This window comes from Maribacter confluentis (genome assembly GCF_030505015.1).
GTDB lineage: Bacteria > Bacteroidota > Bacteroidia > Flavobacteriales > Flavobacteriaceae > Maribacter > Maribacter sedimenticola.
The window spans coordinates 1,387,338-1,412,146 of sequence record NZ_JAUKUC010000001.1 but is presented as its reverse complement, the minus strand read 5'-3'; the positions used below and the strand labels follow the sequence as shown (position 1 = coordinate 1,412,146).

Annotated in this window: 29 protein-coding genes and 1 tRNA gene; 14 read left to right on the top strand and 16 right to left on the bottom strand. The window is 36.9% G+C overall.

Features of this window, described 5'->3' with window-relative positions; translation table 11 throughout:
- Positions 1-13: 13 nt before the first annotated feature.
- The 5 genes from Q2T41_RS06135 (at position 14) to Q2T41_RS06115 (ending at position 4,379) form a co-directional block, all read left to right on the top strand.
- A complete protein-coding gene (locus Q2T41_RS06135) occupies positions 14-574 on the top strand; it encodes a helix-turn-helix domain-containing protein (protein ID WP_304435350.1) in 561 nt (186 codons plus the stop codon).
- A 9-nt stretch (positions 575-583) separates the two neighbouring features.
- Positions 584-1,024 (top strand): response regulator, encoded by a 441-nt coding sequence (locus Q2T41_RS06130; RefSeq protein WP_089262583.1) that lies wholly within the window; start codon positions 584-586, stop codon positions 1,022-1,024.
- A 145-nt stretch (positions 1,025-1,169) separates the two neighbouring features.
- The gene (locus Q2T41_RS06125; RefSeq protein WP_304435349.1) at positions 1,170-3,095 is read left to right on the top strand and encodes an ATP-binding protein; all 1,926 of its coding nucleotides are present in this window, start codon (positions 1,170-1,172) and stop codon (positions 3,093-3,095) included.
- A gap of 157 nt (positions 3,096-3,252) precedes the next feature.
- Positions 3,253-3,384 (top strand): hypothetical protein, encoded by a 132-nt coding sequence (locus Q2T41_RS06120; protein ID WP_304435348.1) that lies wholly within the window; start codon positions 3,253-3,255, stop codon positions 3,382-3,384.
- Entirely contained in the window at positions 3,375-4,379 is a 1,005-nt protein-coding gene (locus Q2T41_RS06115; protein ID WP_304435347.1) for a helix-turn-helix domain-containing protein, read from the top strand. The genes Q2T41_RS06120 and Q2T41_RS06115 overlap by 10 nt, the downstream gene beginning before the upstream one ends.
- A 74-nt stretch (positions 4,380-4,453) precedes the next feature.
- Here Q2T41_RS06115 and Q2T41_RS06110 read toward each other — a convergent pair whose 3' ends face one another.
- The 6 genes from Q2T41_RS06110 to Q2T41_RS06085 form a co-directional block, all read right to left on the bottom strand.
- Positions 4,454-4,876, bottom strand: a complete 423-nt coding sequence (locus Q2T41_RS06110) for a BLUF domain-containing protein (protein ID WP_304435346.1) — start codon at positions 4,874-4,876, stop codon at positions 4,454-4,456.
- Positions 4,877-5,020: 144 nt separating this feature from the next.
- Entirely contained in the window at positions 5,021-5,467 is a 447-nt protein-coding gene (locus Q2T41_RS06105) for a response regulator (RefSeq protein WP_089262591.1), read from the bottom strand.
- A gap of 186 nt (positions 5,468-5,653) precedes the next feature.
- On the bottom strand, positions 5,654-6,100 hold the full coding sequence (locus Q2T41_RS06100) for a response regulator (protein WP_304435345.1): 447 nt from the start codon (positions 6,098-6,100) through the stop codon (positions 5,654-5,656).
- A gap of 19 nt (positions 6,101-6,119) precedes the next feature.
- Positions 6,120-6,977, bottom strand: coding sequence for an SDR family oxidoreductase (locus tag Q2T41_RS06095; RefSeq protein WP_304435344.1), 858 nt, complete (start codon positions 6,975-6,977; stop codon positions 6,120-6,122).
- A gap of 235 nt (positions 6,978-7,212) precedes the next feature.
- The gene (locus Q2T41_RS06090) at positions 7,213-7,734 is read right to left on the bottom strand and encodes a DUF421 domain-containing protein (protein WP_304435343.1); all 522 of its coding nucleotides are present in this window, start codon (positions 7,732-7,734) and stop codon (positions 7,213-7,215) included.
- Between the two features lie 62 nt (positions 7,735-7,796).
- Complete coding sequence (locus Q2T41_RS06085; protein ID WP_304435342.1) at positions 7,797-8,060, bottom strand: SemiSWEET family sugar transporter; 264 nt, start codon at positions 8,058-8,060, stop codon at positions 7,797-7,799.
- Between the two features lie 177 nt (positions 8,061-8,237).
- Here Q2T41_RS06085 and Q2T41_RS06080 point away from each other — a divergent pair, with 177 nt between their 5' ends.
- From Q2T41_RS06080 to Q2T41_RS06070, 3 genes are all read left to right on the top strand, one after another.
- Positions 8,238-8,714, top strand: a complete 477-nt coding sequence (locus Q2T41_RS06080) for a hypothetical protein (protein ID WP_304435341.1) — start codon at positions 8,238-8,240, stop codon at positions 8,712-8,714.
- 203 nt (positions 8,715-8,917) lie between these two features.
- Positions 8,918-9,361, top strand: a complete 444-nt coding sequence (locus tag Q2T41_RS06075; protein WP_304435340.1) for a response regulator — start codon at positions 8,918-8,920, stop codon at positions 9,359-9,361.
- Between the two features lie 4 nt (positions 9,362-9,365).
- Positions 9,366-11,570 (top strand): ATP-binding protein, encoded by a 2,205-nt coding sequence (locus tag Q2T41_RS06070; RefSeq protein WP_304435339.1) that lies wholly within the window; start codon positions 9,366-9,368, stop codon positions 11,568-11,570.
- Positions 11,571-11,685: 115 nt separating this feature from the next.
- On the opposite strand, the gene Q2T41_RS06065 is transcribed toward Q2T41_RS06070, so the two are convergent.
- The gene (locus Q2T41_RS06065) at positions 11,686-13,503 is read right to left on the bottom strand and encodes an alpha-amylase family glycosyl hydrolase (protein ID WP_304435338.1); all 1,818 of its coding nucleotides are present in this window, start codon (positions 13,501-13,503) and stop codon (positions 11,686-11,688) included.
- Positions 13,504-13,517: 14 nt separating this feature from the next.
- Positions 13,518-13,961, bottom strand: coding sequence for a hypothetical protein (locus tag Q2T41_RS06060; RefSeq protein WP_304435337.1), 444 nt, complete (start codon positions 13,959-13,961; stop codon positions 13,518-13,520).
- Between the two features lie 257 nt (positions 13,962-14,218).
- Here Q2T41_RS06060 and Q2T41_RS06055 point away from each other — a divergent pair, with 257 nt between their 5' ends.
- The gene (locus Q2T41_RS06055; protein WP_304435336.1) at positions 14,219-14,374 is read left to right on the top strand and encodes a lmo0937 family membrane protein; all 156 of its coding nucleotides are present in this window, start codon (positions 14,219-14,221) and stop codon (positions 14,372-14,374) included.
- Positions 14,375-14,466: 92 nt separating this feature from the next.
- Here the strand turns inward: Q2T41_RS06055 and Q2T41_RS06050 are convergent.
- Positions 14,467-14,540: transfer RNA gene (locus tag Q2T41_RS06050), tRNA-Arg, on the bottom strand.
- Between the two features lie 106 nt (positions 14,541-14,646).
- The gene (locus Q2T41_RS06045; protein WP_304435335.1) at positions 14,647-15,093 is read right to left on the bottom strand and encodes a MarR family winged helix-turn-helix transcriptional regulator; all 447 of its coding nucleotides are present in this window, start codon (positions 15,091-15,093) and stop codon (positions 14,647-14,649) included.
- Between the two features lie 120 nt (positions 15,094-15,213).
- On the opposite strand from Q2T41_RS06045, the gene Q2T41_RS06040 reads away from it, so the two are divergent.
- The 5 genes from Q2T41_RS06040 to Q2T41_RS06020 all read left to right on the top strand — a co-directional run bounded on the left by Q2T41_RS06040 (position 15,214) and on the right by Q2T41_RS06020 (position 20,903).
- Entirely contained in the window at positions 15,214-16,320 is a 1,107-nt protein-coding gene (locus Q2T41_RS06040; protein WP_304435334.1) for a pyridoxal phosphate-dependent aminotransferase, read from the top strand.
- 61 nt (positions 16,321-16,381) lie between these two features.
- A complete protein-coding gene (hppD, locus tag Q2T41_RS06035) occupies positions 16,382-17,512 on the top strand; it encodes a 4-hydroxyphenylpyruvate dioxygenase (protein ID WP_304435333.1) in 1,131 nt (376 codons plus the stop codon).
- Positions 17,513-17,587: 75 nt separating this feature from the next.
- Positions 17,588-18,742, top strand: a complete 1,155-nt coding sequence (locus Q2T41_RS06030) for a homogentisate 1,2-dioxygenase (RefSeq protein ID WP_304435332.1) — start codon at positions 17,588-17,590, stop codon at positions 18,740-18,742.
- A 17-nt stretch (positions 18,743-18,759) separates the two neighbouring features.
- Positions 18,760-20,007, top strand: coding sequence for a fumarylacetoacetase (gene fahA / locus Q2T41_RS06025; RefSeq protein WP_304435331.1), 1,248 nt, complete (start codon positions 18,760-18,762; stop codon positions 20,005-20,007).
- A gap of 5 nt (positions 20,008-20,012) precedes the next feature.
- Positions 20,013-20,903 (top strand): flavin reductase family protein, encoded by an 891-nt coding sequence (locus Q2T41_RS06020; RefSeq protein ID WP_304435330.1) that lies wholly within the window; start codon positions 20,013-20,015, stop codon positions 20,901-20,903.
- 28 nt (positions 20,904-20,931) lie between these two features.
- On the opposite strand, the gene Q2T41_RS06015 is transcribed toward Q2T41_RS06020, so the two are convergent.
- The 6 genes from Q2T41_RS06015 to madL all read right to left on the bottom strand — a co-directional run bounded on the left by Q2T41_RS06015 (position 20,932) and on the right by madL (position 24,803).
- Positions 20,932-21,405: a DUF305 domain-containing protein gene (locus Q2T41_RS06015; RefSeq protein WP_304435329.1), complete on the bottom strand. Its 474-nt coding sequence runs from the start codon at positions 21,403-21,405 to the stop codon at positions 20,932-20,934.
- Between the two features lie 203 nt (positions 21,406-21,608).
- Positions 21,609-22,499 carry a cation diffusion facilitator family transporter gene (locus Q2T41_RS06010; RefSeq protein ID WP_304435328.1) on the bottom strand — a complete coding sequence of 297 codons (891 nt, stop codon included), beginning with the start codon at positions 22,497-22,499 and terminating at the stop codon, positions 21,609-21,611.
- A 68-nt stretch (positions 22,500-22,567) separates the two neighbouring features.
- Complete coding sequence (locus Q2T41_RS06005) at positions 22,568-23,110, bottom strand: DUF4287 domain-containing protein (protein ID WP_304435327.1); 543 nt, start codon at positions 23,108-23,110, stop codon at positions 22,568-22,570.
- A gap of 93 nt (positions 23,111-23,203) precedes the next feature.
- Positions 23,204-23,620, bottom strand: coding sequence for an OsmC family protein (locus Q2T41_RS06000; RefSeq protein WP_304435326.1), 417 nt, complete (start codon positions 23,618-23,620; stop codon positions 23,204-23,206).
- Between the two features lie 59 nt (positions 23,621-23,679).
- Positions 23,680-24,426, bottom strand: coding sequence for a malonate transporter subunit MadM (gene madM / locus Q2T41_RS05995; protein WP_089262629.1), 747 nt, complete (start codon positions 24,424-24,426; stop codon positions 23,680-23,682).
- A gap of 2 nt (positions 24,427-24,428) precedes the next feature.
- Positions 24,429-24,803: a malonate transporter subunit MadL gene (gene madL, locus Q2T41_RS05990; protein ID WP_304435325.1), complete on the bottom strand. Its 375-nt coding sequence runs from the start codon at positions 24,801-24,803 to the stop codon at positions 24,429-24,431.
- Positions 24,804-24,809 lie beyond the last annotated feature (6 nt).

Below are 24,809 nucleotides of genomic sequence, written 5' to 3'. Positions count from 1 at the left end.
TTACTTAAAATGAATGGAATTTAATCTAGTATTTGACCCTGATAAAATTGTTTCCGCTTTAATCGCGGAAATTTTGGGTAAAGTACAAATTGATTATGAAATCATTGAGGGTAGGACAATTAAGATTACCGAAAATTTAAGTAAGGAAAATCTAGCGCTTATTAAAGAAAGTCTAGAACGTTTTTCCATTGAATTGCGGTCAAAAAATGATCTTGATTTGGTAGAGGACATAAAATTGTGCGTTAGGGAGATGGTTAGGCAAGGGAATACCAGGAACATAAAAATGTCTGATCGGTTAACCGATCAGTTAGGTTTCAGCTATTCCTATCTATCCAATCAATTTTCTAGTCAGACCTACACTTCAATTGAGAATTTTTATATATTAGTGCGTATTGAGAAAGTTAAGGAAATGGTATTATTGGAGAATGCTAAATTGAGCGAGATTGCCTATGAATTAAATTTCAGTAGTGTACCACACTTATCAAATCAATTTAAAAAAGTGACTGGGCTTACCATTACCCAATATTTAAAGTTTAAAAAGAAAAAGGAGAAGAATTCTTCAGCCAATACCTAAAACAACGAAATGAATAAATTAAGAATACTTCTTGTAGATGATGATGAGGATGATAGGCAGTTTTTTGCCGATGCCCTAGAAGGTATAGAATTAAATACCCAATTGCATTTACTTGAAAACGGCAAAAGCTGTATGGAATATTTAAACAAGGAAACGGAAAATTTACCGGATCTGATATTTCTTGATTTGAATATGCCGATCATGAACGGTTTTGAATGTTTGGAGGCTATACGCAGTACACCCCATTTAAAGGATATTATGGTAGCCATATATTCCACGAGCTCTGCGGAAAGGGATATAGAGGAAACTTTTGAGAAAGGAGCCAATATCTATATAAAAAAACCGTCTAGTTTCAACGAACTTAAAAAGTCGTTAAAGCAAGTGGTGAAAATGAATTGGTCGTACCACTTAAATGATTTTAAGAAAGAAAACTTTTTATTGAAGGTTTAATTTTTATCCTAAAGAATAAATGAAAGTTGTTTCCATAGAAACAACTTTTTTAGTTTTAGCATTAGTCGTTTTAAATCATTTTTACGTATTTCGTAGTTGATTGTTATTCTTCGCTTACTTTTAGAATATCCAAATTTTAATTAGCATGAGTTTTTTGAAAAATATTGTTGACGATTCCAAGGACGCAATAGTATATGTAATGCCTATTGATTCACAGGATAGTAATGATATAGATTTCAAGATAGTATATGCCAATGTTGCAGCACAAACGCTATTGGATTCATCTAAAAACACCTTGGTCAACCATACAATTGCCGAAATAGAAAAGTTGTCGTTGATAGAGGGGTTGCAAAATGTATTGCAAAAGGTTTTTGAAAACCAAGACCACGTAAACATTCCCTTATACGCAGCATTGGCAGAGCAAACAGGGTATACCTATGCTACACTAAAAGGCAATGGGGAAGGAGTTGTGTTAACGTTTTTGTATAATATAGAAAACGACATATTAAAGACCAATGCGGGCTTTTTGGAAAGTGCCAATGATAAGCGCATTTTCAATGAACAAGAGTTGGGAGGTATTATCAACAATAGTGTTCTGGATAGTTTTAATAATATTATTTGTTATGTGAAGCCTACCTATAATGCCAATGGTGTAATAGAAGATTTTAAAATAGAATATATTAATAATAGAATGGTGGAGATCACTAGGGAAGAACCTAGTTTGATTATTGGCAAGACATTATTGGAATATTATCCTCAGAATAGTACCAATGGGGTACTACAGTTGTTAAGGGAATGTTACACCACGGAAGAAAATGTAGAATTTCTAAAGCAGTACCATTTTAACGATGAAGATTTTTGGTTCAGCAATAGGGCCATAAAAATGAATGATGGGATTGTGTTGTTTTCCAAAGATGTTTCTAGGGAAAAAGAATATGAGGAACAACTTTTTGTTCAGAACAGATTATTGACAGAGGCGGAGTCTGTAGCCAATATTGGAAGCTTTAGATGGAATCTGGCAAAAACAGACGTAAATTATTCGGACAACGTGTATCGCTTGTTCGGGTATGAACCCAATGAATTTGAATCTAATTATGAACGTCTACTTTCCTTTGTCCATGTAAATGATGTAGAAAGGGTAAAAAAAGGGTTTAGGGACGCTCGTGAACACAAAGGTAGAACGGACCTGGTCTTTAGGATATTGACCAAAACAAAGGAAATAAAGTATTTAAATACCATAGGAGAATGTTTTAAGAAGGATGTAAACTGGTATATGGTTGGTGTTATACGGGATGTTACCCGGCAAATTGAAATAGAATCCAATTTACAGGCCAGAAATGCGGAGCTTAAAAGAACCAATTCTGACCTGGAGGCCTTTAACAGGGTGGCCAGTCATGATTTACAGGAACCATTGCGAAAAATTCAAATGTTCATTAGTAGGTTGAGCGATGAGGAAAAGGGACGTATGAACCAAAAGTCCCAAGGATATCTTGAAAAGGTAAAATCCTCGTCTGACCGTATGAGAAACTTGATCAACAATTTACTGTCCTACTCCAAAGTGGAGGAAGTGGTAGAATTGCCCAAAAGCGTAAATCTAAATGACGTATTGGACAATGTTTTGGATGATCTGGGAGAACGTATCAATGAACTGAAGGCACAAATTAGTGCTGACGACTTGCCCATTGTCAATGGAGTGCAATTTCAGTTAGAACAATTGTTTACCAATTTAATTTCCAATTCCTTAAAATATATAAAACCGAATAAGAAACCCAACATACAGATAAAGAGTACCATAATTTCTAAAAATGAAATGCCCCAAGAATTGAGTTTGAGTAGTGATGTCTATGTAAAATTGCAGTTTTTGGACAATGGTATTGGTTTTGAAGCGCAATATGAATATAAAATCTTTGAAATTTTCCAGCGCTTGCATGGCAAAAACGAATTTACCGGTACGGGATTAGGGTTATCTATCTGTAAAAAAATTGTAGAATCGCATAACGGTGCCATTATGGCCAAGGGCAAACCCAACGTTGGCGCTGAGTTTATCGTGTATTTGCCCGTACTTATTTGAGTTCATTATTTCTTCAGTCTTACTCATTTAATTGGCCAATCTTAAAATTGTGTAACTCATTCTTAAAATGATGTAACATAAAACCCCATCAATACCTAGATATTTGTAACAGAAATATTAGTCAGTTATGAAAAATCTACAATACGCCAGAGTAGGCATGGTAAGAAAAAAGATGGTGAGCAAGTTGAATACCATGAACACTCCACAGGATATGGGTGTGCCAACAAAAATGAGCACGACTAATAATACATTAATTATTAATTCTCAAAAACCATTATTATGCAAGTAGTCCACAACCAGTTAAATTATTTTAATAACGTATTAGGAGGAAGTATTTCTAGTTTTGAAGGAGATCGTATTCTTCAATACGATAATGAAAAAGGAACCGGCCGTATACAGACGGTAGCGTTGGAATCTGGAATCTCTTATACGGAATACGATTTAAGTTTGGCCCAGGACTTTAATTTTTCCCTTGAAATGAACGGTCATAGATGTTTATATTTCATCTATTGTTTAGAAGGTGATTTTACCGTACAACGTAATTACGGTACTACTAAGTCCTTAAAAGTGGAAGCTTTGCAAACCGTGTTGATCGGTGGTAAAAACGATACTATTGATATAAAATTGAAAGAGGGGACAAAATCTAATATTGCCATTATCAGGGTTTCTGAGGACGATGCCCCAAAAATTCAAGGACAAAAAGGCAGTGACCTATACCAGCAGTTGTTTTCTTCTTTCTTACATGAAGACAGTTATGAGCATATTGGTACGTTTAACTTGAAAATTAAGGAGCAATTGTTACAGATACGCTCTATTCACCAAAAAGGTTTGGTTAGAAAATTACTTATTGATGGTATTGTGAGCTTTACATTGGCACTTGAAATTTTACAGTGTAGAGAAGATATCAATAATGAAGGTCAAGTGTCTACCATTTTAACCAAAAGTGAGTTATTGAGAATAGAGGAAGCGGTGAACGCAATTAAAAGAAAACCAGAATATCCTTATACCGTCACCTATTTAAGTAGGGAATATGGGTTATCCCCAACTAAATTGCAGGAAGGATTTAAGATAATGGAAGGTACTACGGTAACCAACTTTATTAGAAATGAAAGATTGGTTCTAGCAGAAGAATTGATACAGACTTCAGATTTAAATATTTCTGAAATTGTATATACCATTGGTTTTACGAGCAGAAGTTACTTCTCTAAAATATTTAGAAATCGATTTAATTGTACGCCTAAGGCCTATTTAATGAATACTAGAAAAGTATCGTTATCCGCATAATTTAAAATAAAGGACAGACATGCAAAAGCGCCAACTATATCATAGTTGGCGCTTTTTTTATAGTTATATTAAAATCAATGTTCAAATATTAAGGATTTTATTTGTTTCCAGAACAATCTTACCGAAGCGGAATCATTGTTGTGGTAGGAGGATAATATTAATAGATTGTTTTCAAATACCTTTAATTCTACGTCATCCGTTTTTTCATCAGGTGAATAATAGGCCATGTGCCATCCGTCAAAAACCGCTTTAGTTGCTGAACCTTCCCATAATAAATTTACCTCATCATGGCGCATATCGGATTCAATATTGTTAAACACATTAAAAATGTGATTTTTTGCGCCTTGTAAGGTTTGTACAAACATACCTTTGTGGTAGATTAGGCACCCTGTAATGTTCAAATTTTTATTGTTGGCAACTGAGGTCGTTAGAATATTTTCTAAATCATCTTTTGTGAGGTTGGACTTGGCCGTGGAACGATAAGTTAATTCGTGCATTCTTTTATTTTGGATTTATCTATAACAAGATATTTACATCTAGCCCACAAAGTTAACCATTATCAATAGCCTTAACGTTAATTTGTATTACTATTAACTAAATATACTAAAGTTTGTATAGAAAATGAATGCGGTAATTGAAATTTAAATAGATATCACGAACTCAGGTTCTGCAGTTTCGTTTTTGGAAGTGTTTTTAATATAGCTTAAACATTTATGCAATAATGTCTTTAGCTGATTGTAAGATGATGGTTTTTGAAGATATAACGAAGCACCCATTTCCTTTAATCGCGTAATTTCCTTTGGGTGGTAGGATGTTGAGTAAATAATGATCGGTGTGTCTATATACTGAGGCAGTTCCCTGATATCCGCCAGGCATTCAAAACCGTCCATCATTGGCATTTTAAGGTCTAAAAATATAACATCTGGCCGTGTTTCGTTTTCGGATACCAAATCGGCCATTAAGTCAACACCGTTATTAAATTCGGAGACTTTGGTTTTAATTGGTATTTCTTTCAAGGCATCAGAAAAGAATGTTCTGTCATCGCTATCATCATCTGCGAGGTAAACATTTATGAGGGTTTGATTCATAGTAACTAACAATTGTACATTTTAAACGCTTTTGTGGGGTAAAGAATTGTATGTAATTTTTTTTAATGTTAACAAATTAATAGGTCGTCATTTAGCTCAATTGCTTTGCAATATAAAAAAAATACTATTTTTTTTGTATCCCAATTAACTCAAATGATGACTCAATACGTAATTTAAATACCTCATTTAATCGGCATAATGTATAATGGCTGTGCCACCTAAACTATTGTTTTTAATAGAGTGTATGGTTCTACCTAGAGCAGTTGTAAGAATTTTAAACGAGGCCGGTTTATGCAAATATCTATTTGCACCCCATTCAAATAAGTTGGATATTCTATCTATATCATACAGATTGGAATAAACCACAATGGGGATATTGTCAAAGGAACTGTTGGCCCGCAATTCCTTTAGACATTCCTCTCCATTTTTTTTGGGCATTAGCAAGTCTAGGAATATGATATTTGGTAATGTAGAGGTCGTATCCATTTCGTGTAACAATGTTTCTCCATTATCAAAAAGTTGAATACGGATATTCTGGTCTACCTCTGCTATAGCTTCCGTAAAAATTTGCTGATCGTCGGTATCGTCCTCCGCCATAAAAATTAGAAAATCATCATTATCGATTGTTCCCATAATTCCATGCCATTTTAAGTTAACCCCCTATTATTTCTCCGCCATTGATATGAATAACCTGTCCTGTCATGTAGCTACTATCCTTACTGGCCAAAAATACGTAAGCCGGACCTACTTCAGCCGGTTGTCCTGCCCTTCCCAAGGGTACATCCTTACCAAAATTTTCAAGGTCTTCTCCCTCAAAAGTTGCTGGTATAAGTGGGGTCCAAATTGGGCCCGGGGCAACAGCGTTAACCCTAATGTTTTTTGATGCCAATGCCTTGGAAAGACTTCGCGTAAATGAAACTATGGCTCCTTTGGTGCTAGCATAGTCTATTAAATGTTCAGAACCACGGTATGCCGTTACGGATGTAGTGTTAATAATGGTATCTTCAGCGGTAAGGTGAGCCATTGCCGCCTTGGCTAAATAGAAATAAGCGTATATATTCGTTTCAAAGGTTTTTTGAAAATTGGACGAGCTTATGTTTTCCAATCGGTCAGCAGGAAATTGCATGGCAGCATTATTGACAAGAACATTTAATTTTCCAAAATGTGAAATGGTCTTTGTAATGGCAGATTTACAGAACTCCTCGTCCTTTACATCTCCTTTAAGCAATAGACATTTACTACCTTCGGCTTCAACTTCTTTTTTGGTCTGTTTCGCATCTTCATCCTCGTTAAAATAGATGATGGCAATCTTGGCGCCTTCCCTAGCAAAATGTAATGCGGTACTTTTACCTATTCCACTATCACCGCCAGAAATCAAGGCTATTTTGCCAAGCAATTTTTCGCTCCCCTTATAATCTTCTCGTATGGTAATGGGGGTAGGGTCCATCTTGTGTTCGTTGCCAGGTTGTTTAGCCTGTTCTTCACTTTTTTTTATATCAATATCTATCATTGTTTAATTTTTAGTTATGAAAGGTTAAGAGGCATCTTGGGTTATATCGTTCTAATTATATAATTATGCTAGAGATCTCGTTAACCCTGTATTTTTTAATAATCTAAAATTAAAACAGGATTTTACTTTGGAATAACTCAAAAAAAATGAAGTTGAACGGTAAAGGATTTACGATTGTTTTTTAAGAAAAAGGTGTCTATGTCGTTTCAAGAAAATTACTTCTTTTGAATATGTTTCATGCCCTCATTACATCTTGCATAATCCATAAGCTAAGGGGTTTGTCATCTTTTTTGTGCAATACGGAAATATCTCCCGTAGTCTCAAAAACCACCGCTTTAATCTGTTGTAGGTCCGTTACATTTGCCTCACGTAATTTTGAACGAAGGTCGCCCTCCGTAACCCTTGCCTTTAAAAGATTGGCATCGATAATTTTTTCGCCATCCATTAATAATAGGGGAGAATTGTCAACAAGTTCTTGTATGCTTTTTTTTCTACGTGCCAACGCAATGGAAATTTGTAACCCATAAATGGCTATCAGACCAACAATGCCTTCGATCAATTTTACGGAGGACGATAAAATGGTAGTAGCTACAATGGAACCTACAGCAACGGTCATCGCAAAATCAAAACTGGACATTTTTGAAAAACTACGCTTGCCACTTATTCTTGTCAAGATTATAATTGATAGGTAAATACCAATAGCGCTAGCAATGATTAAGAGTACATTTTCCCAAGTAGTATCAAATAATGTTTTCATGATATTGTATTTTTAATTTGTACGTAAATAGAACAGCCAATTAAGAAGCGTGGCCCTTTAAATTATCCATTGTACACCGTACGGTATCTGTAGATCAATACGAGCATGGTACAATTTAGTACTACGGATATTCCATTGGTTACGATTATGGGAACATCGGCCTTTAATATGCCATATATGGTCCAAAGAAAAACACCAATAGTAATGATATAGAACATTTTTGGAGAAACATCATCAACCTTCTTGGAGCGCCATGCTTTATATATTTGTGGCAATGCAGCTACGGTAGTAAAAAATCCAGCGAATGTTCCTATAAGTTCTTCCATACGCATACGCATTTTTTAGAGGGCTATTAACAAAAAGACAGTCGCAACGTTATGTGCGTTTTAGCAAAGTTAGTAGCATTAATGATATGCCTTTAATGATAATCGCTCAACTTTTAGCACATTCACATGAATTGTTTGTTCAATTGATATTGCTATGCACACATTATAAAATTTTGTATGATTTTTATATTTGGATATCTTTTTAGCATGGGTATGGACGTAATACTGATCATATTGTCTGGAATATTAGGAACTATGGTAATGACCGTTTTTAGCCATATTTTGGAAAAAGTGAGCGGTCATAAATTTAATGAGGCGCATCTTCTAAATAAATTGATCGATCGTTGCGGTACATTTGATTCTAATGCTGAGGATAATGACATTAGGGGATGGGCCATACATTTGGCAATTGGGATACTTATGGCCATGGGTCTGTATTTTTATATAAATTACGCCAAGGAATTCAGCGTATTGATTTCTGGAGTGGTTTTAGGATTTTTTCTAGGTATCATAGGTGTACTGGGATGGACGATTATGTTTAAAAAACATTCCGATCCACCAGAAATCAATTTGGTTTATTTTTTTGTTCAGTTGATTTGTGCACACATGATATTTGGGGTATCGGCATTGTGGATATTGACCAAAATAGGATAGTTTTCATTTAAATTGAACATTGGTAAATTGTGGGATTCAATTGTGAATTTGAATTTTAGTTTATAAACAATTACAAAATCTAAATATTCCTTTAATTTTTTGGTTTAAATGAACATTTTTATGAGGATTTACGTAAATATAATAGAGTATTAAATAGCTATATAATAGATAATCGACTACATTTAGCAATAACCCCCGTATAGATGAAAGAACATAAATTACATATAGCTTTGGTAGATGATGATGAGGATGATAGGTCCTTTTTTGAAGAAGCTATAGAAGAAATTAACATAGCTACACAACTCTTTCTTTTTGAGAATGGCCAGGAAATTTTGAAGTTCCTGAACTTAAACCAACCCATTTTGCCAAAATTGATTTTTTTGGACTTGAACATGCCAATAATCAATGGTCTTCAGTGTCTAAAGGAAATTCGTTCCAATAACCATTTGGATATAATAAAAGTGGCTATATATTCTACATCTTCATCTTCTACTGATATTGAAAGTGCATTTGCCGAAGGCGCGAACCTATATGTGACTAAGCCGGATTCCTTTAAAAAATTGACGGAAATTATACATAATATACTAAGGATAGATTGGTCCCGGAGCGATAAGGAGTTAACTAGGGATAATTTCATTTATAGCTAAACGTATGGACATTAAACGAATTTTAGCCTCTACCAAAACGTATGTATTTTTATTGATTCTGGCTGCGGCCTTATTGCTATATACCGCCGGTGTAGGATATAAACAGGTAGAGCGGCTTTATAGTTCTGGGGAGAAGGTAACCCACACGCTTGATGTACAGCGCGCCATAGTAGAATTATCTTCAAATTTTTTATTACTGGAATCCATTCAGCTAAAAGCGCAAATACAACAAGATCAAGAAAACTTGGGCGATATGGTCATAATTGAAATTGACCAAGGGCTAGAGCGTTTACAAGCGTTGACCAAGGACAATGATTCCCAACAGGAAAGGGTAAAGGTATTAAGGGCACTGAGGAACGACATGATATCTGAACTACCGGTAACACCTATATTGGACAGTACGGAAGTTGCCAATAAACAGCCCCAGCTAGATCGTTTGGAACGTATTTCCAAAATTGTGAACAAGGCCCAGGTAATCAAAAAGAATATGTTGTCCGAGGAAAACTATTTAATGGTCTCCAGAAGGGAAGAGTTTACATCCCAATCATTCTTAACACCATTGTCCTCTTTATTGGTAGCTATTACATCAATGATCATATTTGTCATTGGTTTTATTAGTATTTATAGTCAAAAACGGGAGATTACCAAGGTTAATGCCCATATTATTGAACAGAATAAAAAATTGCAGGAGACAGAAACGTTTTTAAAGGGTGTCTATAAAAGTTCCAATAATGTAATCAGTCATTTTGAACCCATTAAAGATGGCCACGGTAAAGTAATTGATTTCAAATTTGTGTACGCCTCTAACGCCATTGAGGAAGTTACAGGAAGCGATCAAGCTGAAAATATTGGTAAAACTTTGGTGGAAATGTACCCTATGGTAGTAGAAAATGGTCTTTTGGACCTTATGAAACACTGCTATAAAACCGGAGAGTCCCAAGAGCATGAAAGTGAATATGCCTTTGCAGATAGTACAAAGACTATTTGCAACACCATTGTAAAATCTGGTGGAGGTATTACCAATACGGCATGGGATACCACCAATATTAAAAAAACGGAAAAAGCCCTTTATGAGCTTAATGAGGAGCTTAGTTTGCAGAATACGATATTTAAGGAAGCGGAAATCGTAGCAGGTATTGGCAGTTATATATGGTATTTAGATGATGGCTCGGTAACCATATCGGATAATTTTTATAGGCTATTAGGGTATGAGCCCAATAGTTTTCCCATTACCTTGGAGAACTATCGGAATATGGTTCATCCGGATGACAGGGAAGATTATGATACCTTATGTGTTGAAACCATTGAAAACGGAACCTCTTCCATATCTACATTACGAATACTCACGAAGGATAAAAAGGTATTGCACCTTAATATTAATGGGCGATTTATACAGATAGAAAATCAACCGGTCTCTGTGGGCATTGTACAGGATATAACCGAGCAAGTCAAGAAGGACAATCAATTAATTGACAGTTACGATAAACTAAAGTTGAGCAACGAGGAATTGGAATCCTTTAGTAGGGTGGCTAGTCATGATTTACAGGAGCCGTTAAGAAAAATTCAGGTGTTCATTTCCCGTATAGAGGATGATGCGCGGGAATCCCTGCCTAAAAAATCTGTGGTCTATTTTGAAAAAATAAAGATTGCGGCCCTAAGGATGCGAGACCTCATTCAAAATCTGTTGACCTATAGTGGTATTGAAAGACAGGATGGTGAATTTGAAGAAGTAAATCTTAACGGGGTGGTGAGTAAGGTAACCGATGAACTTTCACAGCTGATCAAAGAAACCAATGCCAAAATAAGCAATGGCCATTTGCCAAAGGTAAAAGGGATAGCCTTTAAATTAGAGCAGGTATTTGCCAATCTAATCAGCAATTCCATTAAATACAGAAAGAATGATGTAGACCCAATCATCACTATTTCATCTACGCAGGTGAATGCTCAGGAAATACAGGAGAAATTTTCCAAAAACTTTACGGCATACTACAGAATTGCGTTGGCCGATAACGGAATTGGATTTGCGCCAGAATATGCAAAGACCATTTTTGAGGTATTTCAAAAATTACATTCCAAAACAGAATATTCCGGTACCGGTATAGGGCTTTCTATTTGTAAAAAGATAGTTGAAAACCACCAAGGACATATTCATGCCGTTAGTACGCTTGGGGAGGGCGCCACTTTTGTAGTGTATCTTCCCGTACATTGATTGCGTTGTTTCTAATTTAAATGTATTCGAATATAAAGGTCGGTAAGTATTAAAAAATATGCCCCGTTCAAATCATATTGACGGGGCACAGTATTAATGTTCCAAGGTATATTGCTTATTTAGTGAATATTAAGGCGCCATAAGCGGGAATATCCACAAAACCGGTCCATTTCTTGTCATCGGTAGATTCCTCTTCAATATCAAGGTCCTTGATTTCTTCTGCTGTAAACGCATTGTCATATTCCTTGTAAACAGAATTGATTCTTAGTTTCCAATCAGAACTATCTTCAACACCAATACCATATTCCGTATAATCCTTGTTGGAGAAATTTAAAATGATTAATACCGGTTCATTTTCCTCATTTTCATCATGACGTACATAGGCAAGGATTTGAGTTTCTTGATTAAAATGCAAGATGGTAATGCCTTGTGCCCGTAGACCAAAACTACGATTACTCTTTCCGGTACGAAGGTTGATCAGGTCTCGAATTAGATTTTTAATGCCCGTATGCTTTTCCAATTTAGTCCAGTCTAATCCTTCCGTATCTTGAAAATACTCGTCCTCTATAAATTCCTGACCTTGGAACAGCATGGGTATACCGGGAGCGGTTAAAGTGAGTACCATACCTAGAATGGCCCTTTTCTTTGCAAAATCGCTTTCGGCATCCCCTGGTTGTATTTCCTCAGGGACCCTTGCCTTACCGTTGGCCACCTCGTCATGAGATTCCGTATAGACAATACGTTTAAAGTAGTCTCCGCTATATTTAAATTCAAGGGCATTCACAATTTTTTGTAAATCCCTGCCATCATCATGGGTATCTTGGATTACTTCCCTTACCGGATGTACAAATTCCATATCCCATTGGCTTCCATATCCTAGTCCGCCATCTATTGGGTCGTCCGTTACACGGCTATCACCTTTTAAATCTTCTGCAATGGTAAGAACATGCGGGTATTTCTCTTTTATTTCCGCATTGATATCGCGCATAAGTATATTCCCTTCCTCAATCTCGGTATCGTATCCTAAGCCTCCACCTTCATAGCGTATATAGGATGTTGCATCCATTCTAAGTCCGTCACAATGATATTTTTCTATCCACATAAGGGCATTGTCCCGTAAGTATTGGCGCACTTCCTTTCTGCCGTAATCTGGTCGGGTATCGCCCCAAGGGGTATCACTTCTATGGTCATTGTAGAAATATATTCCTCCCTTGTCATTTTCGCTCCAACCGTCAAACTGCCATAGGTCAACATCAGAAGGGCCAAAATGGTTATAAACGACATCCATAATTACGGCAATGCCCATTTTATGGCATTCGTTCACCATTTTTGCAAATGCATCCGGGCCACCATAATCTTGTTCAATGGCAAATGGATGGGCCGGGTTGTAGCCCCAGGATATACCTCCTGCAAATTCAGCAACCGGCAATAGTTCAATACAATTGATGCCCAATTCCTTTAAATAGGGTAACTTCTCTATAACATCATTGAATGTGCCTACTTGGTCCTCTTTTTTGCGGTTAAATGTGCCTACATGTAGTTCATAGATGACCAGTTCGTTCCATGCCGGAATTTGAAACCCATCATCCTCCCATTCAAAGTTCAACTGTCTTATGATAGAGTTGCCGTTACTATTGGTAACTTCAAAAGCATATGGGTCGTTACGTTCATATGTAGTGCCGTTATTATGGATAACATATTTATATTCATCGCCTTCTTTTGCCAATTTGGTTACCCCTGCCCAATATCCATTGGATTCAGATTCAAGAGCAACCCCATCATCCTTCCAATCATTAAAATCCCCTTTTACATATACGTTTTCCGCATGGGGTGCCCATACCCTAAAGGTAACCACGCCATTCGCTAAGATAGCGCCCATGCCCGTAGACTTTTGGATATCCATATCCATTGTTACATTATTATCTATTTCCATATTTTTAATTCTATTTAAGTGTCATAATTATATAATTCCGTGTGTATTTGATTTCTTTGAAGATGAAGTACATTGGCCAGATTGCAGGGAATATCCGTAGTACCAAGAATTTGATCATATTGTTGAAGTTGTTCATAGGTAGCCACTTGCAAAACATGTTCAATTTCTAACATGCTCTGTGCCGAAAACAGCGCTTGTATATCTATCCATTGTTTGGCGGGCGGCCTACATAAACTAGTTGAGCAACCATGGACCATCTTTAATTTTTTAAGTTCCGTAGTAATTTCAACGTAGAATTTATGCACGCTAGAATAGCGTTGTTTTATTCTCAGATTTTTGGACAACCTATAATCCATCCTATCCAATAATTGCTCTAGGACATAGAGTAGGTGGGCAGATTTTTCAGAAATCTGATACAATCTATTGTACGTTTTATTAAATTGATTTGCTGCATTCATTATGGTGCAATTTCCAACACCTAGGTTATGCGCATTAGCATTATCAGCTTATATGTTAGCCCAAAAAAGAAATAATTCAAGAAAAAATTAGGGATAAAATTGTATTGGGTTATTTACGCTTTTGATAGGATTAACAAACAACCTTTTAGAACCAATCTTATTTAGTTTACCATGATACTTTTAGCATTGAACAATGCAATCTTATGGCAATTGGCAAAAAATGCCCACAGATATAAGTTTGTCAAAATAAAAGTAGGATGAAAAAAATTCTTTGGACCATTATAGTTATTCTTGTAATAGGCTGGATGCTTGGCTTTTTAGTATTCAAAATATTAGGAGCGGTCATCCATATTTTACTTGTTTTGGCCATTGTTCTGGCCGTATATAATTGGTTGAACCACAAGAATACATAAGAATAAAAATGGGTAGAAGTACTGTAGTTGCGATATACTTTCTTTGGAAAGAAATAGGTGTAACAAAAAAGCCCCTAAAAGGGGCTTTAAAGTGATCGCAGGAGGATTCGAACCTCCGACCGTCTGCTTAGAAGGCAGATGCTCTATCCAGCTGAGCTATGCGACCGTACACTGATTTTTCAAATGTGGGTGCAAACTTAGTGAAATTTATAGACTGGTAAAACCAAAATCACTTAAAAATTTTAATATTTCCCAATAGCCAAGTTTTAGGACTATGAACGACCTTCGTATTGATCAAAATTTTCCCATAATTGGTCAAGTACTTTGTAGAAAATTTCGAATTCTTCTTCAGTGATTCCCAGAGTACTAACTTTTCTTAAATCAAGAATCAAGGGCATTACTTGTTTTATTAGAGCTGAACCTTCCTCCGTGATGACCAATTTATATCTTTTTTGATCATCCCTGAATCTTGATTTACGAAGCAACCCTTTTTTGCATAATCCACTGATTACCCTAGAGGTTGTAGCTCTATTTCTAAAGTTAGATTTGGCAATGTCAGCTTGCGAAGCGTCTTTTCCTTCTAAATGTACACGTTGTAAGATCACCCATTGTTCAATAGTAAGATCAATGTTGTTTTCTGCAAATACCTGTAAAAAAGTGCTCTGTACTTTTTTTAAAGTACGATCAATGTAAACGCCGAAGCCCTCCGTCCTGTCCATAATCTCAAAGTTATTCTTCCAAAAATACAGGAGTTTATCGTTAAAATTGTTGCTAATGCAACAATTATAAAAAAAAGTTGTATTTTTACTTAGTTCAAATTGGCAAAAAGTTCGAGAAATATGCAACCAGGTTTTAAGAAATATATATTAGAAGATAGCACTTACAAAGGCGGAAGTAAGAAGATTGTAATGCCCGATGGTGTTACCGTTCACAAATTGTCCTCTAACGAAAATCCGTTAGGGTATTCCCCAAAAGTTAGGGAAGCCTTGGCAAATACCTTAGATGATTTGAGTCTATATCCGGATAATACGGATATACGATTACGTGAGGCGTTGGTGAAAGATTTTGATGGTGTACTTACCGTAGATAACTTTATTACTGCAAATAGTGGTTCAGAAATTATAGATATGATTTCTAAGGCATTTTTGAACGAAGATGACGAGGTAATTGTGAGTCAGCCATGTTTTTTACCTTATACGGCCTTTACCCGTTGGATGGGTGCTAAGGCGATCAACGTACCCATGACGGAGGATTATGATTACAATTTGGACGGTATTTTGGAGGCTATTAATGATAGAACAAAATTGGTATTTCTAGCATCGCCCAACAATCCTTCAGGAAATTATATTCCACTGACAGATTTAAGAAATTTCATTGATAAATTACCTGCCCATGTAGTACTGGTGTTAGATGAGGTATACAGACATTTTGCAGAAGCAGAGGATTACACTTCGGGAATTCCTTTTGTAGTAGAAGGTAAAAATGTAATTGCGATCAATAGTTTTTCAAAGACCTATGGTTTGGCAGGTCTAAGGGTTGGCTATTGTTATGCCCCTTTAAAACTAAGCAATTACATGCGTAAGATTTGTAAACCTTTTCTATTGTCATCATTGGCTTTAGAGGGCGCAATTGCTGCTTTGGAAGATGTAGCATTTGTAAACAAAACTGTAGCATTGGTTAAGGAAGAAAGAAGGTTTGTTTTGAACGGACTTGATGCAATGAATATAAAATATTGGCCAACACAGGGTAATTTTGTGCTAATAGATCCGCCGGTGAATGATATGGAGTTTACCTCGTTTTTAGAAAAGAAAGGTATAATGGTACGCCCTGTAGGTAATTTTGGTGCGCCGGGAAAAGTGCGTATATCTTTTGGGGTAAGAGAGGCTAACAAAGTACTTTTGGCCGCAATTGAGGTTTTAATGAAGAGCCAAACTACCACAGCATAAATTTTTTTATCATATATGTTGCATGAGCAACAAAAAACAATATAAAACTAAATCATATACTATGTCAACTTCAACAGTAGGAGAAAACAAACACAAAGAGGCACAAGATTTTATGCCTATTAACGGTACCGATTATTTAGAACTTTATGTAAGTAACTCTAAACAAGCGGCACATTATTATAAAACCGCTTTCGGTTTTAAATCTTTAGCTTATAAAGGTTTGGAGACCGGTAGTAGGGATTTTGAATCCTATGTGGTAGAGCAAGATAAAATTAGATTGGTTTTGACGTCACCGTTAAAGAGTGGTACAGATGTGGGTAGGCACATAGACAAGCATGGTGACGGAGTTAAGGTAACGGCACTGTGGGTAGATGATGCTACCTATGCATACAACGAGGCTATGAAAAGAGGAGCTAAAAGTTACATGGAGCCAAAAACCGAACAAGACGAGCACGGTAAGGTGGTAAGTTCTGGTATTTATTCTTATGGTGAAGTAGTGCACATTTTTGTAGAGCGTAAAAACTATAACGGTACATTTTTACCGGGCTACCAAAAATGGGAAAGCGATTATCAGCCAACCTCTACTGGCTTAAAATTTGTAGATCACATGGTAGGTAACGTGAACGAAGGTAAAATGAACTATTGGGTAGATTTTTACGCCAATGTAATGGGCTTTAAGCAAATAATGTCTTTTGATGATAAGGATATTTCTACCGATTATACCGCGCTCATGAGTAAAGTAATGAGTAATGGTAACGGTCGTATTAAATTCCCGATCAACGAGCCTGCTCCAGGAATGAAAAAATCTCAGGTAGATGAATATTTGGAGTTTTATGAAGGTGAAGGTGTACAACATATTGCCGTAGCTACCGATGATATCGTAAAAACGGTTTCTGATTTAAAAAGTAGAGGTGTGGAGTTCTTGACCATACCTACAACGTATTATGATGTATTGACAGAGCGAGTTGGTGAAATTGATGAGGATATAGAATCATTGAGAAAACTAGGTATTTTGGTGGATCGTGATGATGAAGGATATCTGTTGCAAATTTTCACCAAAACGGTACAGGCAAGACCAACCATGTTCTTTGAAATTATTCAGCGTAAAGGAGCAACTTCTTTTGGAAAAGGAAATTTCAAGGCTTTATTTGAAGCTATTGAGCGTGAGCAAGAATTAAGAGGAACCTTATAAGTTCAACAGATTTCTTGACAAGCCAAGAATAGTTTAATTTTAATAAAATAGTAGTAACTAACAAAACGAACGTATATGCCTATCTATCATAAGCAAGGTGCGTTGCCGCCAAAAAGGCACACGCAGTTTAGAAAACCCAATGGGGAGTTGTATTCGGAACAATTGTTCGGTACCATTGGTTTTGACGGTATGTCCTCTTTATTATATCATCATAATAGACCTACCATGGTCAAAGAGATCGTAAAGAGTATAGATGTGTCTCCTAAAATTGCGTTGGAGAAGAATATACGTTCGTTAAAGTTGGTTAGTTTTAATGCACCCGCAAAAGACGATTTTTTAGTAGCTCGTGAGCCACTTTTGGTCAATAGTGATATCATCATTGGGGTAGCGGCACCACGAAAGTCGTTACGCGAATATTTTTATAAGAATACCGATGCCGATGAAATGTTGTTCATACATAAAGGATCTGGTACTTTAAGAACTATTTTTGGACAAATTCCGTTTGAATATGGTGATTATCTGATCATTCCCAGAGGAACCATTTATCAAATAGATTTTGATAGTGAAGACAATCGCATATTATATGCCGAATCATATTCTCCGATCTATACGCCAAAAAGGTATCGCAATTGGTTTGGGCAGTTATTGGAGCACTCTCCGTTCTGTGAGCGCGATTGTAAGTTGCCACAAGACCTTGAAACATTTACCGATACCAATGAACATTTGATAAAGGTAAAAAAGCAAGGGGTCATGCATGAAATGGTGTATGTAGGGCATCCTTTTGATGTTGTAGGTTGGGATGGATATAACTTCCCGTACGGATTCTCCATTCATAATTTTGAGCCTATTACGGGCAGAATTCATCAGCCGCCACCAGTACATCAAACTTTTGAAACAAATGCCTTTGTAATTTGTTCGTTTGTGCCAAGACTGTACGATTATCATCCGCAGTCCATTCCGGCACCATATAACCATTCCAATATAGATTCAGATGAAATGCTGTATTATGTAGATGGTGATTTCATGAGTAGAAACGGTGTGCAACCGGGTAATATTTCTTTGCATCCCGCAGGTATACCACACGGTCCGCATCCAGGTGCTGCAGAACGTAGCATAGGTCAAAAAGGGTCTGAAGAATTAGCGGTTATGATAGACACCTTTAAGCCGTTGATGGTTACTGAGAATGCCATGAAATTAGATGATGGCGATTATTACAAATCTTGGTTATAACAGAAATAAGAAAACACTTGACAACACTAAAAACATGGGTCAACGTACCCCATAATTCAGATTTTTCCATTTACAATCTTCCTTTTGGCATTTTTTCGGTGAACGACGATCAGCCAAGAGCAGGTATTGCTATTGGAGCGCAAATTGTTGATTTGGTTGTGGTATCAGAGTTAGGATTGTTAGCGGTCAATGCCAACTATTTTAATCAATCAACTTTAAACAAGTTTATCGCTCTAGGAAAGAAGATTACCAATAAAGTCCGTTTAGATATACAGCAGTTGCTGGTGATAGAAAATTCGCCATTAAAAAATCAACCGGAAGCATTTGTGCAACAGAAAGATGCTACGATGCATTTACCGGTGCATATAGGCGATTATACCGATTTTTATTCGAGTATAGAGCATGCTACCAATGTGGGTAAAATGTTTCGTGATCCAGAAAATGCTTTGTTGCCCAATTGGAGGCATATTCCGGTAGGCTACCATGGTCGCGCTTCTTCTATTGTAGTTAGCGGTACCGATATTCATAGACCAATGGGTCAAGTGAAAACCAATGAAATGGAGACACCGGTATTTCAAGCATCGGGGCGTTTAGATTTTGAATTGGAAATGGGGTTCATTGTAGGTAAACCTACACAATTAGGAGAACGAATTACAGTTGAAAATGCATCGGAACATATTTTTGGATTGGTGTTGTTCAATGACTGGTCCGCTAGGGATATTCAAAAATGGGAATATGTACCTTTAGGTCCGTTTTTGGGCAAAAGTTTTGCATCATCCATGTCGCCGTGGATTGTTACGTTAGAGGCACTGGAGCCATTTAAGGTTCAAGGTCCTAAGCAAGATCCTGCTGTACTTTCGTATTTACAATATGACGGAGCCAAAAATTATGACATACAATTAGAAGTAGGCATGTCTTCCAAATCTTCGGAAGAAACAATAATCAGTCGCTCAAACTTTAAGTATATGTATTGGAATATGATGCAGCAATTGGCACACCATACCGTAAATGGGTGCAATGTAAATGTAGGCGATGTCATGGCATCGGGTACCATATCGGGCAAAGATGAAAGCTCCTATGGATCGTTGTTGGAGATTTCGTGGGGAGGTAAAAAGCCTTTCAAATTAAAAGACGGAAGCAAACGCACTTTTATTGAAGATAATGACACCATAACCTTGAACGGATTCGCGGAAAAAGAAGGCGTAAGGGTTGGTTTTGGTGAAGTAACGGGTACTATTTTACCCAGTAAGAAATTTAGAATATGAGCACAATGTCACAACACAAAGAAATAAATACAATAGACCCGGCAAGTATATCTCAACAAGAGTTGCATGGGTATTTATTATCTGCTGTAGCGCCAAGACCTATTTGTTTTGCCAGCACAATAGATAAGGACGGCAATGTAAATTTGAGTCCGTTCAGTTATTTTAACCTATTTAGTGTAAACCCGCCAATCATGATTTTTTCCCCTTCTAGAAGAGGTCGTGACAATACCACCAAGCACACCTTGGAGAATGTATTGGAAGTAAAGGAAACGGTAATCAATATTGTGAATTATGACATGGTAGAACAAATGTCATTATCAAGTACCGAATACGGTGATGGTGTAAATGAATTTGTAAAATCAGGATTAACCCAAGTACCAAGTGATAAGGTAAAGCCACCAAGAGTAGGGGAAGCTCCCGTAGCTTTTGAGTGTGTGGTGGATCAGGTAATAGCATTGGGTGATGGTCCAGGGGCAGGAAATCTAGTGTTGGCAAAAGTAGTTCAGATACACGTAAAGAAAGAATTTCTAGATGCCGAAGGGAAGTTGGATACTCCTAAGTTAGATTTGGTTGCCCGTATGGGCGGTAATTGGTATTGCAGGGCTAATGGCGATGCTTTGTTTGAAATACCTAAACCTATACGAACCAAAGGCATTGGGGTAGATATGTTGCCAGAAGCTGTGCGTAACAGTACGGTATTAACAGGTAATAACTTGGGTAGATTGGGAAATCTAGAAGAGTTACCAACAAAAGAAGCAATTGCTGCTATTGCAGCACATGCAGAGGTGAAATCTATACTAAATGGTAATGAAGATGCTGTAGCATTGCACAAACTGGCACAACAGTGGTTGGCAGAAGGAAAAACAGAAGATGCCTTGGCCTTGTTGCATCTATAGAAGGCATTTAATATAGCTTACATTTTATTTATTGATTCTCTAGCCTCTTGATCATTTCTTTCATTTGCATAATTTCGCGCTCTTGAGCTTTTATGATATCATTGGCCAGCTTTTGTACCTCTGGGTCATTGATATTGGCGTTGTTACTTGTAAGTATTGCAATAGAATGATGTGGAATCATTGCTTTCATCCATGCAATGTCGTTTATTGGTAGTTGATTCCTGACCAAAAATGTGGATAGCCCCATTGTCAATAGACTTACTCCTACTATGGTCATATTCTTTATTTTGTTGGTATACATCTTACGCATAAATAGGAACATAATAATAGCCATTCCAGAAACGCCAATTAGGGTCATGTATAAACGTGTCCAGCTAAAATAAATATGGCTAATTTCATAAGTATTGAAATACATGGTTATATACATGGAAAATGCAGAGCAAATACACATTAATAAAAACGTGGTATATTTTTGGTTTTTATTGTTTTCAGGATGTTCCATAAACTTTTGTTTAATTGTTAGTGTTTAAATTATGGTACGGGTTTAAAAGATGCCTACATAAGGGGGAAACAATGTAGTTTCTTTTATGCCTTAATTTAAAATATGAGACTAACAATTAAAAACGATGATATCCTTTGTGTTAGAAATTTTATGGAACGCATCAAAATTTTTTTGAGGGACTAATCTATTTGGAAATATTGGGGTTAAAAATAGTCTTGATGTGTGGCATCATTGGGTTCAATATGAATATGGACATGGCCCAGAACGGGAATTTTTTCGCATAAATGGTCCGTTAGGTTATGTGCAATATCATGGCCTTCGGTAACGGTAATCGTTCCGTCTACCAAAGCATGTAAGTCTACATGAAATTTCATTCCAGCTTTGCGGATAAAACATTTTTCTGTTCCCGTAACACCGGGCACCTGTAAGGAGGTAACGCGTATTTCTTCCAAAAGGGAATCATACCTTTGTTCGTCCATAATTTCACCCAGAGCAGGTCTTAGAATTAAATAGCTATTATATAAAATAAATCCAGCAGCAAGCAAAGCGGCCCAATCGTCCGCGGTTTCATATCCCTTGCCGAAAATAACGGCAATGGATATACCAACAAATGCCATTATAGATGTAATGGCATCACTTCTGTGGTGCCATGCATCTGCCTTTAAGGAAGTGCTATTGGTCTCTATACTTTTTTTAATAACTATTCGGTATGAGATCTCTTTCCATAAAATGATGGCACCTAGAACAAATAATGTCCAAGGTTTGGGAACTTTATGGGGAGTAAGAATATTGTCTATGCTTTCATGAACAATGACCGTAGCGGAAATGACCAAGAACGCAACAACCAAAAATGTAATTATTGGTTCAATTTTGCCATGTCCGTATGGGTGGTTTTTATCTGCAGGTCTTTCTGCATACTTAAAGCCCAATAACACCAAAATAGAGGAGAAAATGTCAGTGGTAGATTCAATGGCATCTGCAATCAGTGCATAGGAATTGCCAAAAAACCCGGCTAAACCTTTAATTAGGGCCAATAGAATATTGCCTATAATACTAAAGTATGTCGTTTTAATGGCAGTCTGTTCAATACTCATATAACAAAGGTACAGTGCCAAGAAAATGTATGATAACTTTATACGATATAATTGATGAAAAGGTTGTGTTAAACAGCCTTTTCATAAGCCTCTTTCAGCCAATCAATTAATTCAGTATCCACTTGAGAAGCTTCGGTAAGTTGAACTCTATGGGTACACATGGTACCGAACGGACCGGAATTTTGCAAGCGCTCTGTAGTAGGTTTGTCATTTATTTTTAAACCTAAATCTATTCTGGTTTTAGTAGCAGGTTTTATCAATGCAAATTGCTTTTTGCGAATAATACTCACAGTAGTTTTCTTAGGAGTTATGGTAATATCGTCGCCAAAAGGTTTTATTGCAAGAAGGAGCTTTTCATAAATGGGTAGTAAGATTTCTTTTCCTTTATATTGCTGATCGACCAAATCTGTTGGAGCGTGGTTTTCTTCTTTTGAAAGGGTAACAATGGTATTTGCAAAACCGTGGGTAACCCCATGTTCTTTTTTTAAATAGTTGACACCCTCAGAATGTTTGGCAAATGATTTTTCTTTGAGAATGGTCTTCCATTCATTCAACGATTTACCTGTTTTTTCAGGCATATGGTCAATCATGGTTTGTAAGGCCTTTTCCATTGGTAGCGGTTTAAATGTGGACAAAAAAGATACAAAATTTTAGGGATGCATTCAATTAGGATTTAGACATCCAATAAATGGTATTACCAAAGTTTAGGTATTTGGTTGGCCGGTTTTAATTTCAATTGTACCGTTTATGTCACAGGACTTCATTACCGTATTATATATTGTCCCATATTTTTCTATATTTTTTTTGAGTAAGGATAGGTTGATATGTTGGTCCGTACTATGGATATGCAAGATGTAGTTTATATCATCCATACGTGGTGGTTTTTCTAGGCGTGTAGCACTCAGTGTAATTACTGCGTTTGTATACTCAAAATTCATAAATTCAGAAAATCGTTCCACATTTTTTAAGATACAGGCGGCCAACGAAGAAAGAAAGAGTTCTGCCGGGTTGGCCAAGGTTTCTGAAGTAGCTGGAGTAATGCCAAAAACAATGGTCGTTTGTTTAATATCTACTGTAGCCTTTAATTTTGAAGTTGAGGTTGCGGTGACGGAATATTGCATGTAAGGGAATATTGATAAATGAATATTTAGGGGTGCTATTAAAGTAAGGAATTTCTATACTAGAACCCTAATAAGGTCAGTAATAAATAAAATACGGAGGGAAAGAGCAAACAGCCTAGCCCGGTATAAAAAGTAGCGGTTAAGGCACCGTAAGGTACAAGCTTCTCGTCAGTTGCGGCCAAGCCGGCCACAACACCACTTGTTGTACCTATTAAACCCCCAAAAACAACCGCTGCATGGGGATTGTCCAGCTTTATCCTTTTTGCGATAATAGGCGTCATTATAGTGGTAAATATGGTTTTCATGACACCTGTTGCCACACTAATGGCTATTACATCTGAACTAGCGCCTAAAGCCGTACCGGTAACAGGACCAACAATATAGGTGCCTGCCCCGGCCGCAATGGTGGTCATGCTAACCGCATCTGTATATCCCATGAAATAGGCGATCGTTGCACCAAGGGCAAAGGTAACCGTCACCCCTGCGCATAGTGCAATTATTCCCGCCAAACCAGCTTGTTTTATTTTTGAAATATCAGCACTCATGGCGGTAGCGACCACTGCAAAATCGCGAAACATGGATCCCCCAAGAATGGCCATACCCGCAAATAGGGGAATATTGGCAATACCTTTTTGGTCCCCCAAAAATGCTAAGGAGAGCCCTGCAAGTATGGCAATGGCTACCCCTGGAATTTTATTGCGCAATAATTTCCTGGAAATTATAAATGAAAAAAGCATTACAAAACCAACAAAGAGAAATGCGAATATGAGTCCGTTTTTGGCAATGACCTTTTCTATAATATCCATTTCTAAATTTTTGGATGTTTATCATTTTTGCCAATTTTGGAAAGTACGGGCACAAGTAGCATACATGCAAACGACGTTACGATACCGGCCACAACTGCCACAAAGCCGCCAGATAGCGCGGCTTTTACATTTAATGTCGCAGCCATTGCAACAATAATGGGAATATACATAGAGCTCCAGAAAAAAATGCCTTTTTCGGTTTCCGGAATTAGCCAGCCTTTCTTTCTAAGATAAATACTTGATCCGATCAAAAGAATCATGGCAAAGCCCACACCACCAATATCACTGTCAATACCAATTAGTTTGCCCAACAGATTTCCTAAGAATTTACCCGTTAGAAAGCAAACGGCCAGTAATGCTACTCCATATATTTTCATGTTGTG

Excerpts from the sequence above, each read along its gene's own strand:
- Q2T41_RS06070 (WP_304435339.1), top strand. The coding sequence starts at position 9,366 with ATGGACATTAAACGAATTTTAGCCTCTACCAAAACGTATGTATTTTTA.
- Q2T41_RS06085 (WP_304435342.1), bottom strand. The coding sequence starts at position 8,060 with ATGGAAGAACTTATAGGAACATTCGCTGGATTTTTTACTACCGTAGCT.
- Q2T41_RS06040 (WP_304435334.1), top strand. The coding sequence starts at position 15,214 with ATGCAACCAGGTTTTAAGAAATATATATTAGAAGATAGCACTTACAAA.
- Q2T41_RS06045 (WP_304435335.1), bottom strand. The coding sequence starts at position 15,093 with ATGGACAGGACGGAGGGCTTCGGCGTTTACATTGATCGTACTTTAAAA.
- Q2T41_RS06060 (WP_304435337.1), bottom strand. The coding sequence starts at position 13,961 with ATGAATGCAGCAAATCAATTTAATAAAACGTACAATAGATTGTATCAG.
- madM (WP_089262629.1), bottom strand. The coding sequence starts at position 24,426 with ATGGATATTATAGAAAAGGTCATTGCCAAAAACGGACTCATATTCGCA.
- Q2T41_RS06055 (WP_304435336.1), top strand. The coding sequence starts at position 14,219 with ATGAAAAAAATTCTTTGGACCATTATAGTTATTCTTGTAATAGGCTGG.
- Q2T41_RS06030 (WP_304435332.1), top strand. The coding sequence starts at position 17,588 with ATGCCTATCTATCATAAGCAAGGTGCGTTGCCGCCAAAAAGGCACACG.
- Q2T41_RS06015 (WP_304435329.1), bottom strand. The coding sequence starts at position 21,405 with ATGGAACATCCTGAAAACAATAAAAACCAAAAATATACCACGTTTTTA.
- Q2T41_RS06020 (WP_304435330.1), top strand. The coding sequence starts at position 20,013 with ATGTCACAACACAAAGAAATAAATACAATAGACCCGGCAAGTATATCT.
- Q2T41_RS06095 (WP_304435344.1), bottom strand. The coding sequence starts at position 6,977 with ATGATAGATATTGATATAAAAAAAAGTGAAGAACAGGCTAAACAACCT.
- Q2T41_RS06090 (WP_304435343.1), bottom strand. The coding sequence starts at position 7,734 with ATGAAAACATTATTTGATACTACTTGGGAAAATGTACTCTTAATCATT.
- Q2T41_RS06065 (WP_304435338.1), bottom strand. The coding sequence starts at position 13,503 with ATGGAAATAGATAATAATGTAACAATGGATATGGATATCCAAAAGTCT.
- Q2T41_RS06005 (WP_304435327.1), bottom strand. The coding sequence starts at position 23,110 with ATGGAAAAGGCCTTACAAACCATGATTGACCATATGCCTGAAAAAACA.
- Q2T41_RS06130 (WP_089262583.1), top strand. The coding sequence starts at position 584 with ATGAATAAATTAAGAATACTTCTTGTAGATGATGATGAGGATGATAGG.
- Q2T41_RS06110 (WP_304435346.1), bottom strand. The coding sequence starts at position 4,876 with ATGCACGAATTAACTTATCGTTCCACGGCCAAGTCCAACCTCACAAAA.
- hppD (WP_304435333.1), top strand. The coding sequence starts at position 16,382 with ATGTCAACTTCAACAGTAGGAGAAAACAAACACAAAGAGGCACAAGAT.
- Q2T41_RS06075 (WP_304435340.1), top strand. The coding sequence starts at position 8,918 with ATGAAAGAACATAAATTACATATAGCTTTGGTAGATGATGATGAGGAT.
- Q2T41_RS06120 (WP_304435348.1), top strand. The coding sequence starts at position 3,253 with ATGGTAAGAAAAAAGATGGTGAGCAAGTTGAATACCATGAACACTCCA.
- Q2T41_RS06105 (WP_089262591.1), bottom strand. The coding sequence starts at position 5,467 with ATGAATCAAACCCTCATAAATGTTTACCTCGCAGATGATGATAGCGAT.
- Q2T41_RS06010 (WP_304435328.1), bottom strand. The coding sequence starts at position 22,499 with ATGAGTATTGAACAGACTGCCATTAAAACGACATACTTTAGTATTATA.
- Q2T41_RS06080 (WP_304435341.1), top strand. The coding sequence starts at position 8,238 with ATGATTTTTATATTTGGATATCTTTTTAGCATGGGTATGGACGTAATA.
- Q2T41_RS06125 (WP_304435349.1), top strand. The coding sequence starts at position 1,170 with ATGAGTTTTTTGAAAAATATTGTTGACGATTCCAAGGACGCAATAGTA.
- Q2T41_RS06100 (WP_304435345.1), bottom strand. The coding sequence starts at position 6,100 with ATGGGAACAATCGATAATGATGATTTTCTAATTTTTATGGCGGAGGAC.
- madL (WP_304435325.1), bottom strand. The coding sequence starts at position 24,803 with ATGAAAATATATGGAGTAGCATTACTGGCCGTTTGCTTTCTAACGGGT.
- Q2T41_RS06135 (WP_304435350.1), top strand. The coding sequence starts at position 14 with ATGGAATTTAATCTAGTATTTGACCCTGATAAAATTGTTTCCGCTTTA.
- Q2T41_RS06000 (WP_304435326.1), bottom strand. The coding sequence starts at position 23,620 with ATGCAATATTCCGTCACCGCAACCTCAACTTCAAAATTAAAGGCTACA.
- Q2T41_RS06115 (WP_304435347.1), top strand. The coding sequence starts at position 3,375 with ATGCAAGTAGTCCACAACCAGTTAAATTATTTTAATAACGTATTAGGA.